This window comes from Salinimicrobium oceani (assembly GCF_012037645.1).
The window spans coordinates 391,036-407,948 of the sequence record NZ_JAAVJR010000001.1 but is presented as its reverse complement, the minus strand read 5'-3'; the positions used below and the strand labels follow the sequence as shown (position 1 = coordinate 407,948).

The following is a 16,913-nucleotide window of genomic DNA, read 5'->3' as shown; positions in this document are numbered from 1 at the left end:
AAATAAAGTGCGGTTTGCTAAAAATCTGTTAACCTGGATACCGGTTGTAACAATCCGGGCTTGAACATGGTCTTTATAGTAATCAGTTAGTAATAATCATTAATCAAAAAACAAACAATCATGAAAAACTTTAAAAATTTACTCATCGCATTTGTAGTTGCATTCAGCACAACAATTTCTTTTGCCGAAAATGCAGAAATCGAGAAGGGAGAAGCCATTTCTTTAGAGATCGAAAAGATGTTGAGAAATTCAGATCTGATCATTGAAGAAGATTTTACAGTAAAAGTCATCTTTACTGTAACAAGTGATAAACGAATCTCCATTGAAGAAATCAGTTCGCCAAATGAGGAGGTCAATGAGTTTCTAAGAAAGCGGCTGGATCAACAAAAGCTCCACGGAGCCTCCTGGTATTCCAACAAGATCTACGAACTGCCTGTAAAGGTACAGGCTAGAAACTAATTAAAAGACCCGGCTCATCACCGGGTCTTTTAATTTCCTTACAACGAATAGTCTTAAAAATTTGTTAATTCAATAATAACCTGTAACAAGGTCCTGGTTTAAAAGTCTTTATAGTAAATCATCAATTATCAAATCGAATCAATTAATCAAAAAATCGAACCACATGAAAAATTTGAAACTGTTGTTAGTTGGATTAGCAATGATCCTTTGCTCGGCCACAAAAGCTGAAACCGGAAACAATCTCATCAATCCCGATTCTGTTTCCGTAGAAATTGAAAGAATACTAAAAGATGTAAAACTGGCCGAAAATAAAGATCTTGAGATCACGGTATTCTTTTCAGTTTCTGAAGACCAGAAGATCCAAAATGTATCTGTAGCTTCGGCAGATAAAGAAGTGAGCAGATATTTACAGGAAAAGCTTGAAAGTACACAGCTGCCTGAAAAAAATTGGATGAAAGGTAAGATCTACGAGCTTACTGTTGTGAAGAGGGTAAGTTGAAAGACCTTTTTAAATCAAAAACCCGGAAGTAATCACTCCGGGTTTTTTTATAGGTGTAAACCACATTCGGTCTTTGGATTGTTATTCCAGCGTCCGCTTCTTTCTTCTCCCGCTACTGTACAATGAGAACAGCCAATAGAATGGTATCCTTTTGAAACCAGAGGGTGGAATGGTAACTGTTGCTTCTCGATAAACTCATCCCGCTCTTCTTTGCTTACATCCAGAAGTGGATAAAATTTTAAAATCTCGCCGCGGTTCTCGAAAATATCGAGGGAGGCTCTGTGATCACTTTGCCACTCCATTAAACCGCTTACCCACACAGTGTACTTCGCTTTGATCGTATCGAGAGGCTTAACTTTATTGATATGACAGCAAAAATCAGGATTCTTTTTCCAGGTTTCATCGCTCGTTGTGAAATCGTGTTCCTCCTTGAGCGCGCTAATGGATTTTACTCTTAGCCCATAAAGTTCTGTAAGCTTTTGCCTGTACTCCAGGGTCTCCTGAAAATGATAACCCGTGTCTATGAAATAAACCAATTGATCTCTGTTTACATCAGAAAACAATTTGAGCAGAAAGGCCGAGGTGGCAGCGAAAGAACTGGTGAGCATTACTTCGGCAGCATTAAAGTCGTTGTAGAGTTCGGCAATTCTTTCATGCAGATTTAGAGTCCTGTATTTCTGGTTGAGCATGGAAACTTCTGCAGCAGTTACAATTCTTTTTTCGGTAACTATTTCCATGTGCTACTTCTTATCTTCTTTTTTAGGCATGGGGCCTCTCTTATAGATCACCAGGCCGTTAAGAAAATTCCGGAGGAACTGGTCTCCGCACTCCATATACTTTGGATGATCTTCGCTTCTAAAGATCGCTCCAATTTCACTTTTGGTGACTTTAAAATCTACAAGAGAACAAATGTGGACAATATCTTCATCTCTTAATTTTAGAGCTACACGAAGTTTCTTAAAGATGTCATTATTAGATAAGGGCATAGGTGAGGTTTGAAGTTGTAAAAATACACAACCTGAAGGAATAAAAGAAAGTGAAAGCGGAAGAAGGAGAGGAGATTTAAAAGTCAGTAGCTTAAATGACAATTTGACACATAATAAACTAATAAATATGACATAAAGGCGGTTATTTTGAAGTGGTATTTAAATTGCCAATAACATTTCAGAAAAAATAAAAAAGTTTAACCTAAAATATTAATGTTATGAACCTTATTAAAAGAAACACAGACAACTGGCTGCCATCAATTTTTGATGACATGTTCAAGACCGATTGGATGGATAATGGTAACTCCGGCTACAACAGAATTGGAACTTCTGTACCAGCAGTAAACATTTCTGAGACTGACGATGAATTTAGTCTTGAAGTTGCTGCTCCTGGAAAAACCAAAAAGGATTTCAATCTCGAGCTGGATAACGGCGTCCTCACCATTTCTTCTGAAGATAAGCGAGAAGAAGAGAAAAAAGACAGCAATGGTAGATTTACCAGAAGAGAGTTCAGTTACAGCAGTTTTAAAAGAGCCTTTAGTCTTCCTGAAAGTGTGGATAGCGAAAAAATATCTGCAGAATACAAGGAGGGAGTCCTAAAAATAAAACTTCCGAAGCGAGAGGAAGCTAAAGTTCAGGCTAAAAAGCTGATCGACATCAAGTAATTTTTCTTCCAGATGTTTAACGCCCTTCGGGGCGTTTTTTTATTTATCAAGCAGGATCCAACGATTTCCGGCGCTTTGGATCAGGAATTTTTGTCCGGGGTCAATCCCCGTCACCGTTGTGTTGGTAGTGATGTCGAAAAGATCATTGTTGTTGAGAAAGTCAAGAGTTTTTCGTGAATTGCCTGGCCAGTTGATGAGGTAAATGATGCGACCTTTATGAAGCGCGGCGTCGGGAATGATCACACTATTCACCTGATTGTTGATGCGCAAAGTATAGGTTTCATCAGGAATAACAAATGCTCCGGTAGCAGAAGTTGTAGAGGAATAAGTGCCCGAATTGGGATATTTCCAGCTCACATTCCCCGTGGCATCGGTCATAAGCACCTGGTCCTGTAAACCCCGCACATCGGGCAGTACATAATCATTTCCTGTATTTCCAATGCCTACTCGTCCCGCAAAGTACCCTGCATATACCTTTTTTGGATCCACACCAAATGCAGTGCTGTATATTCCGTAGACGAATCCGGTGCCTTGCGAGGTGCCAATTTCATTGTAGATCCCGTAATGATTTTTGGTAGAGCCAAAGGTCTTGCCCACGTCGTTAAAGATCCCATAGATCTCTTCGTTAGTGTTCTGGTTAACTTCATTAAATATCCCATAATGGATCCCAATGCCATTTGCACTTACAGAATTTTTGATCCCGTACTTCTTATCTGAAGTGATACTGTTATTGCTGCTCACTATTCCATAAGTCACATTTTTGGCCGATGAGCTCGCATTGTCAACTTCCAGGCCCGTGCGGGTGGTATGTTCCTCCTGTGCATCGATCATCACTTTCAGCTTTACATTTTGAGAAGAGCCACCAATGGTCACGTTGCCCTTCCTATAGATCATGTCATCTGGATTTCCTGAAGCTGCAGTTGTGCCTACCTTATAAAAATCAAAAGCGGCCTTTGCTCCCAGGGAATCCCATTTACCCACAGTAGAATTCCACCAATAAAAGCCTGGTGAAAATTCCCCTTTTTGAGAGGTGAGAAAAACCAGCATTCCATGTTGATCTGGGGTAGGATTACTGCTGGGAAATGCTGCAATTCTGGGGATTAAAATCCCGTCTGTTGGGCCGGGAGCAGCAGGATTGTCAATAGCGATGTCCAGTTGTGCCTTAGGATCTGTAGTGTTAATTCCAACCTGGGCTGTTAGTTCAAAAAGAGCACAAAAAAATGCCAATCCCGAAAAGAGAAACTTGTTCACGATGCAAAAGTTTTATGGGGAGGCGTTACTGAATAAATCTGAATATAAAGATTTTATTCTGCTGAAGCACAAGCTCCTATAAAAATTTTAACATTTTATGGAGCTTCCTGTACCTTTTCCTGAAGCATTTTGATCTCATCCCGAAGTTTTGCCGCAGTCATAAAATCCAGCTCCTTTGCTGCAGCTTCCATGGCTTTACGTTTTTCCCGAATTCTCTTTTCGAGCTGGGGTTTACTAAAATATTCTGTTTCGGCTTCGGCTGCTTTTAGATCTGGTGCTATTTCGTAAGTATAAGGTTCCGGTTTTTTTCGTACCAGCATATTCTCAAAAGACTTCTTTAGCGCGGTGGGGGTAATATTGTGGTCTTCGTTGTATTTAAGCTGTTTTGCACGTCTGTATTCGGTTTCATCTATCGTTTTCTGCATGCTGTCTGTGATCTTGTCGGCATACATGATAGCTTTACCTTCAAGGTGTCGTGCAGCTCGCCCTATCGTTTGCGTCAGGGACCGGTTGCTCCGGAGAAATCCTTCCTTATCGGCATCCAGAATGGCAACAAGTGAAACTTCAGGAAGATCGAGGCCTTCTCGTAAAAGATTGACCCCAACAAGAACGTCAAAAAGCCCTTTTCTTAGATCCTGCATGATCTCAACTCTTTCGAGGGTGTCTACATCACTATGAATATAGCGGCAGCGAATGTCAATGCGGGTAAGATATTTAGTAAGTTCTTCCGCCATACGCTTTGTGAGAGTGGTAACCAGGATTCGCTGGTCCTTCTCAATTCGCTGCTGAATTTCCTCGATAAGATCATCGATCTGGTTCAGGCTGGGTCTCACCTCGATAACAGGGTCAAGTAAGCCTGTGGGTCTAATCACCTGTTCGATATAGAGACCTTCGGTTTTTTGCAGCTCGTAATCTGCAGGGGTTGCACTAACATAAATAACCTGGTTCTGAAGTATTTCAAATTCCTCAAACTTCAAAGGCCGGTTGTCCATTGCTGCTGGAAGTCTGAAGCCATAATCGACCAGGGTTTCCTTTCTGGACCTGTCACCACCATACATAGCATGGACCTGCGGAATCGTCACGTGACTCTCATCTACCACCATAAGATAATCATCGGGGAAATAATCCAGCAGGCAGAAAGGCCTTGTGCCAGGCGGTCTCCCATCAAGGTACCTCGAATAATTCTCTATCCCAGAGCAATATCCCAGCTCCCTTATCATTTCCAGATCGAAATTTGTACGCTCATCCAGGCGTTTTGCTTCAAGGTGTTTTCCGATTTCCTGAAAATATCCTACCTGTTTTACGAGGTCATCCTGGATTTCCCGAATTGCTCCCTGCAGTACATCTGGCGAGGTTACGAACATATTGGCAGGATAAATGTTCAGACGATCATATTTTTCAATGACTTCATTCGTGGCCGGATCAAAGGCCTCGATCTCCTCGATCTCGTCGCCAAAAAAATGAATTCTGAAAGCATTATCGGCGTAACTCGGGTAAATATCCACCGTATCTCCTTTTATTCTGAAGCTCCCGTGGGTAAACTCTGCTTCTGTACGTGAGTACAAGCTCTGAACAAGTTTATGAAGTAGCTGAGTGCGGGAAATGACCATGTCTCGTTCAATGGAAACTACGTTTTTCCTAAATTCTACCGGATTTCCAATTCCGTAGAGACAGGAAACAGACGCTACCACAATAACATCTCTTCTTCCCGAAAGGAGGGAAGAGGTGGTACTTAGCCGCATTTTTTCGATCTCTTCGTTTATGGAAAGATCCTTTTCTATATAAGTGCCCGAGGTGGGAATAAAAGCTTCTGGCTGGTAATAATCGTAGTAGCTAACGAAATATTCAACAGCATTCTCTGGAAAGAACTGTTTAAATTCTGAATATAGTTGTGCAGCAAGTGTTTTGTTATGAGCAAGAACAAGAGTGGGTTTCTGGACCTCCTCAATGACATTGGCAACAGTAAAGGTTTTTCCCGATCCCGTTACTCCCAGCAAGGTTTGATACCGCTCATTATTCCTGATGCCTTTAACCAGATGGTTGATTGCCTGCGGCTGGTCTCCGGTAGGTTTAAAATCAGATTTTACTTTGAATTTCATAGGCCTTTTGATGACCCGCAAAAATAGCCATTTTTGAAGCTACAGGCAAATAAACTCTGCTGCTAAAAACTTAAAAATCAGGTAAATTATAGGTCGCGCTTTTTCAGCAGGGCATAAGAAAGGTAAACGAAAATACCTATCCATACCAGCACAATAAGCAACTGGTACCAGTAGATCCCGTAATCCTTCTCGAATTCCGATCCTAGTTGTGTGGCTGCCGACTGGATGACGTTGAGTCGTGAAAAAGGTTCCTTTACCAAGAGGCTCATCGATTCCAGAGGGAAAAACTGCGCAATATTTTCAGCAATGTTGGAATCTCTGAAAAGCTTGTATTCCATCACACCCCTTGCGATACTTTCCAGGATCCACCAAACAAAGAGGAATCCCAGAGCAAATGCCGATCTTTTCACAAGTATTCCCAGGAACATACAAAAAGCAAAGAAGCCGGTGAGTTTTACAAAATACGCCAGGAGGTATTCGAGATCAGAAAAGATAATAGAAATTTCGGTATAATCTGAAAATGAAAGCCCCAGAATAAGGGATACTATAAACAGGAATATTGTAGAAAGGAAAGCAAAGGAGACGACAGTAAGAAATTTGGACAGGATGAATTCCTTTTTGCTAAGGCCGTCAATCAGGTTCTGTTTTATCGTCCTGTTGCTGTATTCATTAGACATCATTGACACAATGACAATCGCCAGGAAAAGCTTTAAAAGCGCAGCAATATAGCTGTTAAAATGCCAGATGTAAGGGAAATTGAAAATTCCCTGGTCGGCAACTCTAAACTGGATTCCGCCGAATTTAAATTCTATTGACGCAATCAATGCGATAAAGGTGATAAGGATAAAATAAGTTGTTATTAAGATCTTTGAAGATTTACTGTAGCGCAACTTGTGGTATTCTATATTCAGGAGACGTAGCATTAGGCGGTCATTTCGTTGGTTAGAAGTAAAAATTGCTCTTCAAGACTTTCTTTACGTTTCACAAGTTGCGAAAGCGTAAGACCATTTTCAAAGAGGTAAGCGTTAAGAGTTTCGGGTTCAAGAGGCTCTTCCAGAAAAGCCGTGACCAGGTCCCCTTTTTGGATCACCTTTCCAAAGGCCGGGTGATCTAGTAAAAGTGCCTGCAGCCTTTCTGAATCAGCAGCCATGAGTTCAAAGAATCCGAAGCTGGCGTTCATCTGGTCGACTGGGCCGCTATATAATTTCTCTCCTTTTCTAATGATGACTACGTGCGTGCAAACTTTCTCTACCTCATCTAGAAGGTGCGAGGCGAGGAGGATCGTGGTTCCTGTGGCTGCAATTCTCGTGATGATCTCCCTAATTTGATGAATTCCCTGGGGGTCTAATCCATTAGTAGGTTCATCAAGAATAAGAATTTCGGGATCGTTGAGTAAGGCGGATCCTATGGCAAGCCGCTGTTTCATACCTAGTGAAAAAGTGCGGAATTTGCTGTTCTTTCGATCCAGTAAACCCACAAGTTTCAGCTTTTCATCAATATTCACCGGTTCCACATTTTTAATCTTACACACCAGCTCCAGATTTTGTGCGGCAGTCATGTAAGGATAGAAATTGGGACGCTCTATAATAGCTCCTACTTTTTTCAAGGCTTCATGAGTACTCTGCGTGCCATCAAACCATTGAAAGTCCCCGCTGGTCTTGTTCACCACGTTCAGCACAATTCCCAGGGTAGTCGATTTTCCACTGCCATTGGGGCCAAGAATGCCATAAACATTACCTTTTTCGATGGAAAAAGAGAGATTGTTTACTGCGGTGACAGGGCCAAATTTTTTAGTAAGGTTGTTCAGGCGGAGTATAGTATTCACAATTAACCGGTTTTAACATACGACGCCTAAGTTAACGTTTTGTTACAGGGCGAAAGAAAAAGAAGTCTTATTTTTGAGGAAATTCAAGGTATGCCGGAAAAATTAATGTCAAAAAAGAAACCCTCCTTCCCAGTCAATGACCGGTTCCATAAATACCTCGCCAAATACAATCGCAATACAAAAATCCCGGTCTTTTACGATGATCTGCTCAGGTTCTCTGGCTCCATAGTAGTTTATGACCAGCATGAGGAAGATACTTACTGGGTACGCTGTTATTATCCAGATCACGAAAGGAACGAGATCGATAACAGCTTAAAACAGGTCTATACGATTCTGCATTCAGATGGTAGTGATGACTCCCTGGAGTTCCTCAATGTAGATGCTATCGATTATTGTACCTTCGGAAATTCCAAACCCTTCCGAATTAAGATCAGAAATATTCTCAACGATAGTTTCACCTATTTCTATGTCAAAAAAGCGGATGCCTCCCGAATCTACGGACTCGAATTTGAGCACATTCTCTCTCCCCACAGGATAAACTTTTTGGTGTATCGCGATACGCTTATTGAGGAGCACATTGCCGGCATACCGGGCGATGTTTTTATAGATGATGAACTGCCATTATGTGATGAAAGGGCCAAAACCCAGATCGCAAAGCAGTTCGTAAAGTTCAATGAACGCTGCACTATAAGACTGCTCGGGGATATGCGCTCTTATAATTACGTCATCATTCCCACTCACGATTTTGATCATGTGGAATATCAAATCAGGGCAATAGATTTCGATCAGCAGTGTTTTGAAGGAAATCTAAAAGTCTACCGACCGCAGTTTTTTAAGGAAAACTACAAAATGGTACAGCTGGTTGCAGAAAAATTGCAGGATTCCTCGATTGAACAATACAGAAGGGAAGAGCGCTCTTTGCTGGCAAAAAGGATCATCAATGCACAATCAAGATATAAGGAGCTCATGAGATGCATCTTAAATGATCAAATCTCTAATGAGGGTAATGTAAAGCAGCTTCGGCGGGAATTATATGAATTCTCGAATGATATGAAATTCAAACGGGCAAGATCGATGGGACAGATCATTAGAACCGCCTTAGATTTCGTAAAACGCAACTACGAAGACGTGAATATGAAAAGACTGATTTAGCCTTAGATAAACGGTTTAAACAAAGAGCTTCAAAAATGACATTTTTGAAGCTCTTTGTTTTTTGTTTCTGGCCGCAAATGTGTCCAGGATAAGCAATAAAGGTCCAGAACCCTATTAACTTTTCTGCTCCTTGTTGAAATAGACCAGGTAGTAATACATTTGTCGTTCCTCATCCCATCCTTTTTCCACAAATTTCTCGGCAGACTCCGGATTAATAAAATCCATTTTGATCTGAATATTGGTATCAAGATTAATAGTGTTCTTGATTGATTTACGAGCCGCAGTTACTGCAGTGTTTGAAATAGGAAAGCTTGTAAGGTCTTCGATCTTGTACTTTGGTGCCTTTTCTGTCTTGTAGTTCTGAAATTCAGGGATCAGGCTGGGATTATCTATCACCGAATTAAGAAAAGAAGTCTCTTCGAATTCGTCATTTTTGGCAAAATAATCAACGCTTCGGTTCATGAACATGACTTCTTCCTTCTTGTCTTCCGCAGGAAGGACTACATCTTTGGCGAAATTCTGACAGAACTTCAAATACTTTTTGGTATGGAAATTCTCATCGGCCAGTACATCCACTCCGAGGAAATTTTCAAGCCAGTATTTCGTATCGTACTTATTTGAATCGACAGAAAGGATTTTATAACCTTCCTCCCGGTTCTTATTGAATATAATTGCTCCTTTATCTAATTTGTTCAGATTAATACCCTGTTGGATGATCATTTCCAGAATGCTTTCCTTTTCCTGAAACTGAAGAAAATCATGTTTTAGCTCAGATTTGAAGATCCCGATAGCATTTGTCTTTTCATTGTCCAGCATCATGTTGTCAAAATAGACAACATAAACTTCTCCACTCTTAATATGTGGATGTGCAGACTGTTCAAAGAGGAGCGTAGTTATCTTTTTTGACTGTTCGTGGATATCCTGTGGATTGTCAAATACTTTATTGGCGATCTCAAATAGCGGATTGAATTCCACATCTACCTCATTAGAGAACTGGAAGTAATTCTCCTCCTTATCACGGAAAGGCTTGAGAAAGTATTCCTTGATAAGTGGGGTGATCTCGTCGTCCAAATGAAAAGGCTGGGCAGAAAGAAAGATATTTTCATTTCTGCTTTTGTTTCCTACTCGGTGAATAGAAAGAGACTCAATGTGAGCATTATATAGGTTGATCATATTGAAAAGCTACGGTTAAGTTACCGGATTAATAAGGTGCGAAAAATAGGGAATTTAAGTTTAGTTCCAGTTCTCGTCGAAAGAAAGATCGTCGTAATCATCAACGTCAAAATCTTCATCGAAATCGGGACCCAGATCATCGGACTCTGCCTGAAAATCTTTTTCTGGAGCTGAAAGTGGTAATTGTCCGTGAACGAACATGAGATTAGGATAGTCCATTCCGGGTTCAGGTTCTGCAACTTCAGCAAGTTCCACCAAGAAGGTCCACATACTCAAAAAGTCGTAAACATAAATGAGTTTGGTCTGGCTTTCAGAAACTACATCATCGAGTGTGGTTTCATTCATTAGTCTCACCGAACCGGTGCCTTCAGTGACATCAAATTGTGATATTTCTTCACCTTGATTCCAGTCGTCGTCACTAATGTAAAATGAAGCCATTTCTGTTCCATCAAAACCAAAAGACTGCAGGATAGTATTATGAAGGTCTTCAAGGGTATTATCGGCCATGATTTCTACATCACGAAAAACATCTTCTTCGGCATCTAGAATAATTCGAAATCTGTAAAGCATAAATCAAAAATTGGATTGCAAAGATACATTTTTAGATGACAATTCCCGGCTATCTGCTAAATCTGTGGAGGGTAAAAGTCATGGCGGTGAGCAGGAAAAAGGCTCCTACCTGATGCGCCACTCCCAGCCATAAAGGTACTGCGTAAATAAGGGTTAGAACTCCCAGCAGAAATTGCAGAAAGACCAGACCTACAAGCCATTGTATGCCTCTTTGCTGCGGCAGGGTAAGGCTGAGATTCCTGGACCTGTACCAGATGTACAGGATGATTCCAACTACCAGATAAGCCAGGTACCTGTGTACAAACTGCACCCCGCTTTTGCCTTCTATGAAATTTTTCCATAGCGGCTTCTGCTCGATGTATACGGTTTCGTGGATCCATTCTCCTCCGGTCATTTGTGGCCAGAAATTATGGATCCATCCTGCATCGAGACCGGCAACAAATGCGCCCCAAATAATTTGAATGAGCAGGATGACCATTCCAATCCAAACTAATTTTCTAAAGCTGTTATTAACTTCTTTTTTTCGAGGGTAAATAAGATCCATGGCTACCCAGAAACAATATGCAAAAGTGATAAAGGCTGTGGTGAGGTGTGCCGCGAGCCTGTAATGACTCACTGCAGGATTATCTACCAGGCCGCTTTTGACCATATACCAGCCCAAGAACCCTTGGAAACCTCCAAGCAGGAGCAAGATCAAAGATTTAAAGGTCGTTGGTCGGGTCAATTGTTTCGTTACCAGAAAATAAAGGAAGGGCAAGAGAAAAACAATTCCTATTAGCCGTCCAATTAGCCTGTGCAGCCATTCCCAAAAATAAATACCTTTAAAATCTTCAAGAGTAAAGTGATAGTGAAGCTTTTTGTATTCAGGGAATTGTTTATAGAATTCAAATTCTTCCACCCATTGTTCCTCTGTAAGTGGAGGAATGGTTCCTGTGATCAATTTGTAATCAGAAATCGAAAGCCCGGAATTGGTAAGACGGGTGATCCCTCCAACAACGACCATTACGAAAATTAAAAAGCAGCCGGTAAACAGCCAGAAAACGACCTTTTTATTGTCTTTCATGAAAATATAGGTAAGGATAAAACATATTTACTTGGTCGATAAGCCAATTTCTTTTCCTTTTTCAAGCATGAATGCTCTCGCCGCCTCGTATTCGTTGGGAATTACCCCCTCTAAAATGGCTTCTTTAATAGCGTCTTTTATGATTCCGATTTCACGGGAAGGCTTTAAATTAAAAGTCTCCATGATTTCCTCTCCAGAAACAGGGGGTTGAAAATTACGCACGTGATCTCTTTCTTCTACCTCCTTGATCTTTTGCCTTACCACCTTAAAATTATTGTGGTATTTCCTGTACCTGCGGGGATTTTTTGTCGTGATATCTGCCTCACATAAGGTCATTAGAGCCTCAATATCATTCCCCGCATCAAAAATAAGCCTTCTTACTGCAGAATCTGTTACTTCCTGAGAAAGTACAATTGGCCTCGAACTCATATATACCAGTTTTTGAACCAACTTCATTTTCTCATTCAGAGGCATTTTGAGCCGTTTGAATAGTTTGTAGACCATTTTTGATCCTACAAATTCATGTCCATGAAAGGTCCAGCCAAGTTTTTCATCAAATTTCTTGGTTGGTGCTTTTCCTATGTCGTGGAGCAGGGCGGCCCAACGCAGCCAGAGATCATCTGTATTTTCTGAAATATTATCTACCACTTCAAGGGTATGCCAAAAATTATCTTTGTGCCTTTGTCCTTCAATTTCGTCAATCCCTTCCAGAGCAGTTAATTCGGGCAGGAGTAGGGCGAGTAATCCGGTTTTGTGCAACAAGCTGAATCCTACCGACGGTTTTGGAGAAAGCAGGATCTTGTTGAGTTCATCAACTATTCTTTCCCGAGAAATGATCTTGATGCGGTTCCTGTTCCTGGTAATGGCCTGCAGAGATTCATTTTCGATTCTAAACTGCAGCTGTGATGCGAACCTTATGGCCCTCAGCATGCGCAGAGGGTCATCTGAATAGGTAACATCGGGGCTAAGCGGAGTCCTGATTACCCCGGCATTGATATCCTGTAGCCCATTGAAAGGATCTAGCAGTTCCCCAAAATTTTCATCATTTAAACTTAATGCCAAAGCATTAATGGTGAAATCCCGGCGGTTCTGGTCATCTTCAAGACTTCCCTGTTCCACTTCGGGATTCCTGCTCTCTTCAGAGTAGCTTTCTTTACGGGCACCAACAAACTCCACCTCCATATCATACGCCCGCAACATTGCAGTTCCATAGTTCTTAAAGATTTGAACTTTAGGTTGATGTGGAAGTAAGGCCGAAACCTTTTGCGCGAGTTCAATCCCGCTGCCTACAGCTACTACGTCAATATCTTTGTGCTCTCCTCGCTGCAGGATGTAATCTCTCACAAAACCTCCTATGACGTAGGTTTCCAGTTGCAGCTCCTTTGCAGCCAGGGAGATTACTTTAAAAATATTATTTGAGAGGGCTCGCTTGTAGTTATTCACTTTTATTTCTTTTTTGCCACGAATTCACGAATATTTTAGAGAACTATTCGGCGATGATCAAGTAAGTCCTTGTGAAAATTGGCTAAGATGGCTAATTTACAACCTGAAACTTTCAGATAATTTATACTTTGGGCAATATGTTTGTCGTGTAGGTTTTCTACTGATTTTACTTCCAAAATGATTTTGTCCTGAACTACAAAGTCCGCAAAAAATTTATGCGTCAACGTATGATCCTTATAGAAAACGCAAAATTCTTTTTCCCGTACAAAAGGAATTCTTCTTAATTTGAATTCATATTCTAAGGCGTCCTTATAAACTATTTCGGAAAAGCCACTGCCTAAATGATTATACACTTCAAATAAGGCTCCTACAATACTATAGCTTTCTTCTTTATATAGAATATGCGCCATTCAATTATTTATTCTTACCCTTATGAGTGCGCCTAAAATAATTCGTGTATTCTTGGCTCTGGCCATTTTATTTCCTAATTACCTTAACCTTTCCGTCGTTACTAAGCTTGATAATTGCCGAAGGTTTAGGAGTCTTGATCGACTGCTGCAAATTTACCACATAGTCCACACCTTTTAAAATTTCCGGAGAGATTTGAGCAAAAGATTCGGGGGTGGGATGGCTGCTGATATTCGCTGATGTGGAGACCAGGGGACGCTTTAACTTCCGAAGCAGTTTTTGACAAAACTCATCTTTAGTTACGCGTATGCCCAAAGTGTTGTCTTTTCCAACAAGATTCTCGGCAACCCTTATGGGTTTGTCATAAATGATCGTGGTAGGTTTGGCCGCATATTTTAGGATGTCATAAGCCACTTCGGGTACTTCTTCCACAAATTGATTGAGCATCTTAAAATCTGAGACCAGGCAAATAAGCGCCTTTTCCTCACTTCTCTTTTTTAAGGCAAATATTTTGTCAATAGCATCGGCATTTGTCGCGTCGCAGCCTATTCCCCAAACAGTATCTGTGGGGTAAAGAATTATTCCTCCTCTTTTAAGCGCGGCATACGCATTATTCAGTTCTTCCGTGTAATCTACCATTGGTTGCTTTTTTATATTCCAAAAGAGTTTTTGAAGCCATGATCTGGCTCGTAAAATGTTTTTCTACTCTTTCCTTCGAAATTTTGGCAAAGTTCGGGATTACCTGTGGATTATCCATCAAAAACAGAAGGTTTTCAGCAAGGGCGATCTGGTCATGCGGATCACTGAGCAGTCCATTCACTTTGTCATCAATAACTTCAGGGATTCCACCCACATTTGTGCTCACTACCGGAACCCCGTGATAGAAAGATTCGTAGATCACCTGCGGAATACCTTCCATTTCAGAAGTAATGAGCATCGCATCAAGTTGAGGAATAAGGGCAGAAGCTGTAGGGATATAGTCTGTAAAAAGCACATGCTTCTCCAGGGAAAATTCTGTCACCAGATTTTTTAAGCTGCCGGTTAACTTGCTGAAGTTGCCAATCTGAATAAAAAAAAGATCTTTTCGATGTTTCAGGTTTACAAGTTCATGTGCAGTACGCACTAGAGTTTCAAGGTCTTTAGCCTCTATATGGTTGGCAATATTTCCTACTAAAAATGCCTTTTTTGGAAGGTTATATTTGCTTCTTATCCAAAAAGGGGATTTCCGGGATATATTTTTGAAACGGGTGCCATGATAAATTACCTGCAGGCGATGAGGATCAACTATGCTTTGCGCCGCGATCTTCTTTGTGAAATGAGATACGCATAAGATCTTCTGGATCTTGGAATAATTGTACTTGAACAGAGTTCGACGGCGGGGCCGAATAGGAAAAGAGGTTTTCTTGCTTAAAATGAAAGGCGGTAAGTCCGAAAATTTATCTGCCAGTACTGCTAATGCCAACGCGGTGCTGTCGTGGATATGAATAAGATCAATGCTGTTTTTCTTACAGGAAGAGATGATCTTTTTAACGTAGCGCAAATCAAGTTTATAAGCCAGGGGAGCAGAAATAACCTCAAAATCTTCATTTTTCAACAGGAGATGGAAATCACTGTTTTCCTTGCAAAGAATAAAGTTTTTGACCTCTGGGGCCAGGTCTTCCAGTTCTCTGCACAAGTTTACGATGTGATTTTCGCCACCACCCCATATCTTGACCGCAGATAAATGTAAGACGTTCATAAAAACTATTTTTTGACACCTGTAGGTTTCAGAAGCTTATGCATTTTTCGTCCAGTGGGTGATCTTTCTTACTGAATTGATATAAAAAAGTTCCTCTTCTGAAGGGGCGGCAGAATTGACATACCATGGTAAATGTTGACATTGGTAAGGCGGTCCTACTCTTAAGATCTCGTCACTCCCGTCTCGCTTCCCTCGGCGTGCGAAAGGTCGGTAGAGCGCAAAAGTGGTATCTATGGGTGCAATGAAAACATTCTCTTCCTTTTCCTGCGTGTAAAACCTTGATTCCCAGTCAACGACTTCCTGCTTCCGGTCATACTCGTCCGGCAGATCGTTGATCTTCAGGGAAAAACCGACCTTAAAAACTTCTGGATATTTCTTTAAAAGCCTGTAAAAAACTTCCATAAAATCATCGGGGCAATCTTCGTTTAAAGAAAGATCGGAATCTGTATAGCAGTAATAACCTCTCAAAAATTTGTACCAGAGCCCACTTTTCCACAAGGCCTTAAAACCTATGTTCTTCTTTAACCTGTGTACCTTATAAGAACATTGCTCGTAATATTCAAGCAGGGGAGGATAGCTCGAATTATTGTCAATGATCTCGATGTTATAATAGCCTCGCGATTCTAGATCAAAGATGAGCTGTTTTAAAGTAGTAACCCGATTAAAGTTATTGATGATTATGGGGATCTGTTTGAAGTTTGAAGGCTGGCTTCCAAAAGAAAATTCCAGGAAACGCCTGATCTTTGATTTCAAAGCTTTCCCCATAATTAAAGATTGTTCTGGTATTCCTTTTCTACAATAGGTTCCCAGAAATCCTTTACTTTAGGTTTATCTATGCCATGGCAGCCAAATGGCAATTCGTGGGCATTGAGCTTCAAAGCTATCTTGGGTTTTCTGTCTATTGCAAAATCAACAGCTTCAATGTAGCCCGGGATCTTAAACTCCGGAAAGTATTCGGGCACCTTTATGGACCAGAAAACATCTTCATTGGTATAGATCTCCCCGTGTTTTTCCTCGAGCTGTTCCTTGATCTCTTTTGATAATTGTTTGGCAATGTTAAAAAAGGACCTGGTTTTTCGGAGAGAAAAACCTCCGTTGCCAACTTTGTAGAAAACAGGTTCTCTTCTTTTAATACTTTTTGACTGGAATGGCTTTAGAAGGGACGAAACAATGTTTCTTGTTGCAATCCATGGAGCTCCAATATAATCATAGTCCTTTTCGCACCAGGATCTTAGTTCATCCTTAAAAACAAAGGAATCCAACTGATAAATAAGAATATAATCATAAGCCAGGAATCGCTCATAGAACTCTGTGCTGAGCATAAGTTTATTGTAACCTGCAATATTCCTGAAGTATTTTTTCTCAAAAACCTCGGTCTTTACGAGATCAGAATCCTTTTTTAGTTCAAGTCCCTCTGGAAGCGCAAAGATGATGTCATAGTTCTTGAGCACCTTAACACATTGATTAAAGGATCTTTCTTCTATGGCATTAAAATCTGCTTTATAAAAGGGGATGACTACTGCGATGCGCATTAACTTGTTCAGAATTAGGTTACAAATATAATATTAAATTTGTGGCAGAA

19 protein-coding genes are annotated in these 16,913 nt (G+C 40.8%); 4 read left to right on the top strand and 15 right to left on the bottom strand.

Translation table 11 applies throughout. The features are described 5' to 3' along the window. Positions 1 to 120 precede the first annotated feature (120 nt). Both HC175_RS01885 and HC175_RS01880 read left to right on the top strand, forming a co-directional pair. Positions 121 to 459, top strand: coding sequence for a hypothetical protein (locus tag HC175_RS01885; RefSeq protein ID WP_168136815.1), 339 nt, complete (start codon positions 121 to 123; stop codon positions 457 to 459). 163 nt (positions 460 to 622) lie between these two features. Beyond that, on the top strand, positions 623 to 958 hold the full coding sequence (locus HC175_RS01880; RefSeq protein WP_168136814.1) for a hypothetical protein: 336 nt from the start codon (positions 623 to 625) through the stop codon (positions 956 to 958). Between the two features lie 47 nt (positions 959 to 1,005). On the opposite strand, the gene HC175_RS01875 is transcribed toward HC175_RS01880, so the two are convergent. Both HC175_RS01875 and HC175_RS01870 read right to left on the bottom strand, forming a co-directional pair. Further along, positions 1,006 to 1,695: a phosphoadenylyl-sulfate reductase gene (locus tag HC175_RS01875; RefSeq protein WP_168136813.1), complete on the bottom strand. Its 690-nt coding sequence runs from the start codon at positions 1,693 to 1,695 to the stop codon at positions 1,006 to 1,008. Positions 1,696 to 1,698: 3 nt separating this feature from the next. Beyond that, a complete protein-coding gene (locus HC175_RS01870; protein WP_168136812.1) occupies positions 1,699 to 1,944 on the bottom strand; it encodes a DUF1456 family protein in 246 nt (81 codons plus the stop codon). A 218-nt stretch (positions 1,945 to 2,162) separates the two neighbouring features. Here HC175_RS01870 and HC175_RS01865 point away from each other — a divergent pair, with 218 nt between their 5' ends. After that, a complete protein-coding gene (locus tag HC175_RS01865; RefSeq protein WP_168136811.1) occupies positions 2,163 to 2,609 on the top strand; it encodes an Hsp20/alpha crystallin family protein in 447 nt (148 codons plus the stop codon). Positions 2,610 to 2,648: 39 nt separating this feature from the next. Here HC175_RS01865 and HC175_RS01860 read toward each other — a convergent pair whose 3' ends face one another. The 4 genes from HC175_RS01860 to HC175_RS01845 all read right to left on the bottom strand — a co-directional run bounded on the left by HC175_RS01860 (position 2,649) and on the right by HC175_RS01845 (position 7,784). After that, on the bottom strand, positions 2,649 to 3,860 hold the full coding sequence (locus HC175_RS01860) for a hypothetical protein (protein ID WP_317172063.1): 1,212 nt from the start codon (positions 3,858 to 3,860) through the stop codon (positions 2,649 to 2,651). Between the two features lie 95 nt (positions 3,861 to 3,955). Continuing rightward, positions 3,956 to 5,959, bottom strand: a complete 2,004-nt coding sequence (uvrB, locus tag HC175_RS01855) for an excinuclease ABC subunit UvrB (RefSeq protein WP_168136810.1) — start codon at positions 5,957 to 5,959, stop codon at positions 3,956 to 3,958. 86 nt (positions 5,960 to 6,045) lie between these two features. Beyond that, the gene (locus tag HC175_RS01850; protein WP_168136809.1) at positions 6,046 to 6,882 is read right to left on the bottom strand and encodes an ABC transporter permease; all 837 of its coding nucleotides are present in this window, start codon (positions 6,880 to 6,882) and stop codon (positions 6,046 to 6,048) included. After that, positions 6,882 to 7,784, bottom strand: coding sequence for an ABC transporter ATP-binding protein (locus HC175_RS01845; protein ID WP_168136808.1), 903 nt, complete (start codon positions 7,782 to 7,784; stop codon positions 6,882 to 6,884). The genes HC175_RS01850 and HC175_RS01845 overlap by 1 nt, the downstream gene beginning before the upstream one ends. Before the next feature lie 90 nt (positions 7,785 to 7,874). On the opposite strand from HC175_RS01845, the gene HC175_RS01840 reads away from it, so the two are divergent. After that, positions 7,875 to 8,936, top strand: a complete 1,062-nt coding sequence (locus HC175_RS01840) for a hypothetical protein (RefSeq protein ID WP_168136807.1) — start codon at positions 7,875 to 7,877, stop codon at positions 8,934 to 8,936. 114 nt (positions 8,937 to 9,050) lie between these two features. On the opposite strand, the gene HC175_RS01835 is transcribed toward HC175_RS01840, so the two are convergent. The 9 genes from HC175_RS01835 to HC175_RS01795 all read right to left on the bottom strand — a co-directional run bounded on the left by HC175_RS01835 (position 9,051) and on the right by HC175_RS01795 (position 16,863). Beyond that, the gene (locus tag HC175_RS01835; RefSeq protein WP_168136806.1) at positions 9,051 to 10,109 is read right to left on the bottom strand and encodes a nucleoid-associated protein; all 1,059 of its coding nucleotides are present in this window, start codon (positions 10,107 to 10,109) and stop codon (positions 9,051 to 9,053) included. 60 nt (positions 10,110 to 10,169) lie between these two features. Beyond that, positions 10,170 to 10,679, bottom strand: coding sequence for an IS1096 element passenger TnpR family protein (locus tag HC175_RS01830; protein ID WP_168136805.1), 510 nt, complete (start codon positions 10,677 to 10,679; stop codon positions 10,170 to 10,172). A 49-nt stretch (positions 10,680 to 10,728) separates the two neighbouring features. Further along, positions 10,729 to 11,742 (bottom strand): COX15/CtaA family protein, encoded by a 1,014-nt coding sequence (locus tag HC175_RS01825; protein ID WP_168136804.1) that lies wholly within the window; start codon positions 11,740 to 11,742, stop codon positions 10,729 to 10,731. Between the two features lie 27 nt (positions 11,743 to 11,769). Continuing rightward, entirely contained in the window at positions 11,770 to 13,185 is a 1,416-nt protein-coding gene (locus tag HC175_RS01820) for a CCA tRNA nucleotidyltransferase (protein WP_168136803.1), read from the bottom strand. 35 nt (positions 13,186 to 13,220) lie between these two features. Then, positions 13,221 to 13,595 carry a GxxExxY protein gene (locus HC175_RS01815; RefSeq protein WP_168136802.1) on the bottom strand — a complete coding sequence of 125 codons (375 nt, stop codon included), beginning with the start codon at positions 13,593 to 13,595 and terminating at the stop codon, positions 13,221 to 13,223. Between the two features lie 67 nt (positions 13,596 to 13,662). After that, on the bottom strand, positions 13,663 to 14,232 hold the full coding sequence (locus HC175_RS01810) for an L-threonylcarbamoyladenylate synthase (RefSeq protein WP_168136801.1): 570 nt from the start codon (positions 14,230 to 14,232) through the stop codon (positions 13,663 to 13,665). Next, positions 14,204 to 15,331 carry a glycosyltransferase family 4 protein gene (locus HC175_RS01805; RefSeq protein WP_168136800.1) on the bottom strand — a complete coding sequence of 376 codons (1,128 nt, stop codon included), beginning with the start codon at positions 15,329 to 15,331 and terminating at the stop codon, positions 14,204 to 14,206. The genes HC175_RS01810 and HC175_RS01805 overlap by 29 nt, the downstream gene beginning before the upstream one ends. Positions 15,332 to 15,367: 36 nt before the next feature. Beyond that, positions 15,368 to 16,084, bottom strand: a complete 717-nt coding sequence (locus HC175_RS01800; RefSeq protein WP_209309894.1) for a glycosyltransferase family protein — start codon at positions 16,082 to 16,084, stop codon at positions 15,368 to 15,370. Positions 16,085 to 16,098: 14 nt separating this feature from the next. Beyond that, positions 16,099 to 16,863 (bottom strand): DUF5672 family protein, encoded by a 765-nt coding sequence (locus tag HC175_RS01795; RefSeq protein WP_168136798.1) that lies wholly within the window; start codon positions 16,861 to 16,863, stop codon positions 16,099 to 16,101. Positions 16,864 to 16,913: the final 50 nt, after the last annotated feature.

Bases quoted from the DNA above. Each gene is read 5' to 3' on its own strand.
- HC175_RS01885 (WP_168136815.1), top strand. From the start codon at position 121: ATGAAAAACTTTAAAAATTTACTCATCGCATTTGTAGTTGCATTCAGC.
- HC175_RS01880 (WP_168136814.1), top strand. From the start codon at position 623: ATGAAAAATTTGAAACTGTTGTTAGTTGGATTAGCAATGATCCTTTGC.
- HC175_RS01875 (WP_168136813.1), bottom strand. From the start codon at position 1,695: ATGGAAATAGTTACCGAAAAAAGAATTGTAACTGCTGCAGAAGTTTCC.
- HC175_RS01870 (WP_168136812.1), bottom strand. From the start codon at position 1,944: ATGCCCTTATCTAATAATGACATCTTTAAGAAACTTCGTGTAGCTCTA.
- HC175_RS01865 (WP_168136811.1), top strand. From the start codon at position 2,163: ATGAACCTTATTAAAAGAAACACAGACAACTGGCTGCCATCAATTTTT.
- uvrB (WP_168136810.1), bottom strand. From the start codon at position 5,959: ATGAAATTCAAAGTAAAATCTGATTTTAAACCTACCGGAGACCAGCCG.
- HC175_RS01850 (WP_168136809.1), bottom strand. From the start codon at position 6,882: ATGCTACGTCTCCTGAATATAGAATACCACAAGTTGCGCTACAGTAAA.
- HC175_RS01840 (WP_168136807.1), top strand. From the start codon at position 7,875: ATGCCGGAAAAATTAATGTCAAAAAAGAAACCCTCCTTCCCAGTCAAT.
- HC175_RS01835 (WP_168136806.1), bottom strand. From the start codon at position 10,109: ATGATCAACCTATATAATGCTCACATTGAGTCTCTTTCTATTCACCGA.
- HC175_RS01830 (WP_168136805.1), bottom strand. From the start codon at position 10,679: ATGCTTTACAGATTTCGAATTATTCTAGATGCCGAAGAAGATGTTTTT.
- HC175_RS01825 (WP_168136804.1), bottom strand. From the start codon at position 11,742: ATGAAAGACAATAAAAAGGTCGTTTTCTGGCTGTTTACCGGCTGCTTT.
- HC175_RS01815 (WP_168136802.1), bottom strand. From the start codon at position 13,595: ATGGCGCATATTCTATATAAAGAAGAAAGCTATAGTATTGTAGGAGCC.
- HC175_RS01810 (WP_168136801.1), bottom strand. From the start codon at position 14,232: ATGGTAGATTACACGGAAGAACTGAATAATGCGTATGCCGCGCTTAAA.
- HC175_RS01805 (WP_168136800.1), bottom strand. From the start codon at position 15,331: ATGAACGTCTTACATTTATCTGCGGTCAAGATATGGGGTGGTGGCGAA.
- HC175_RS01795 (WP_168136798.1), bottom strand. From the start codon at position 16,863: ATGCGCATCGCAGTAGTCATCCCCTTTTATAAAGCAGATTTTAATGCC.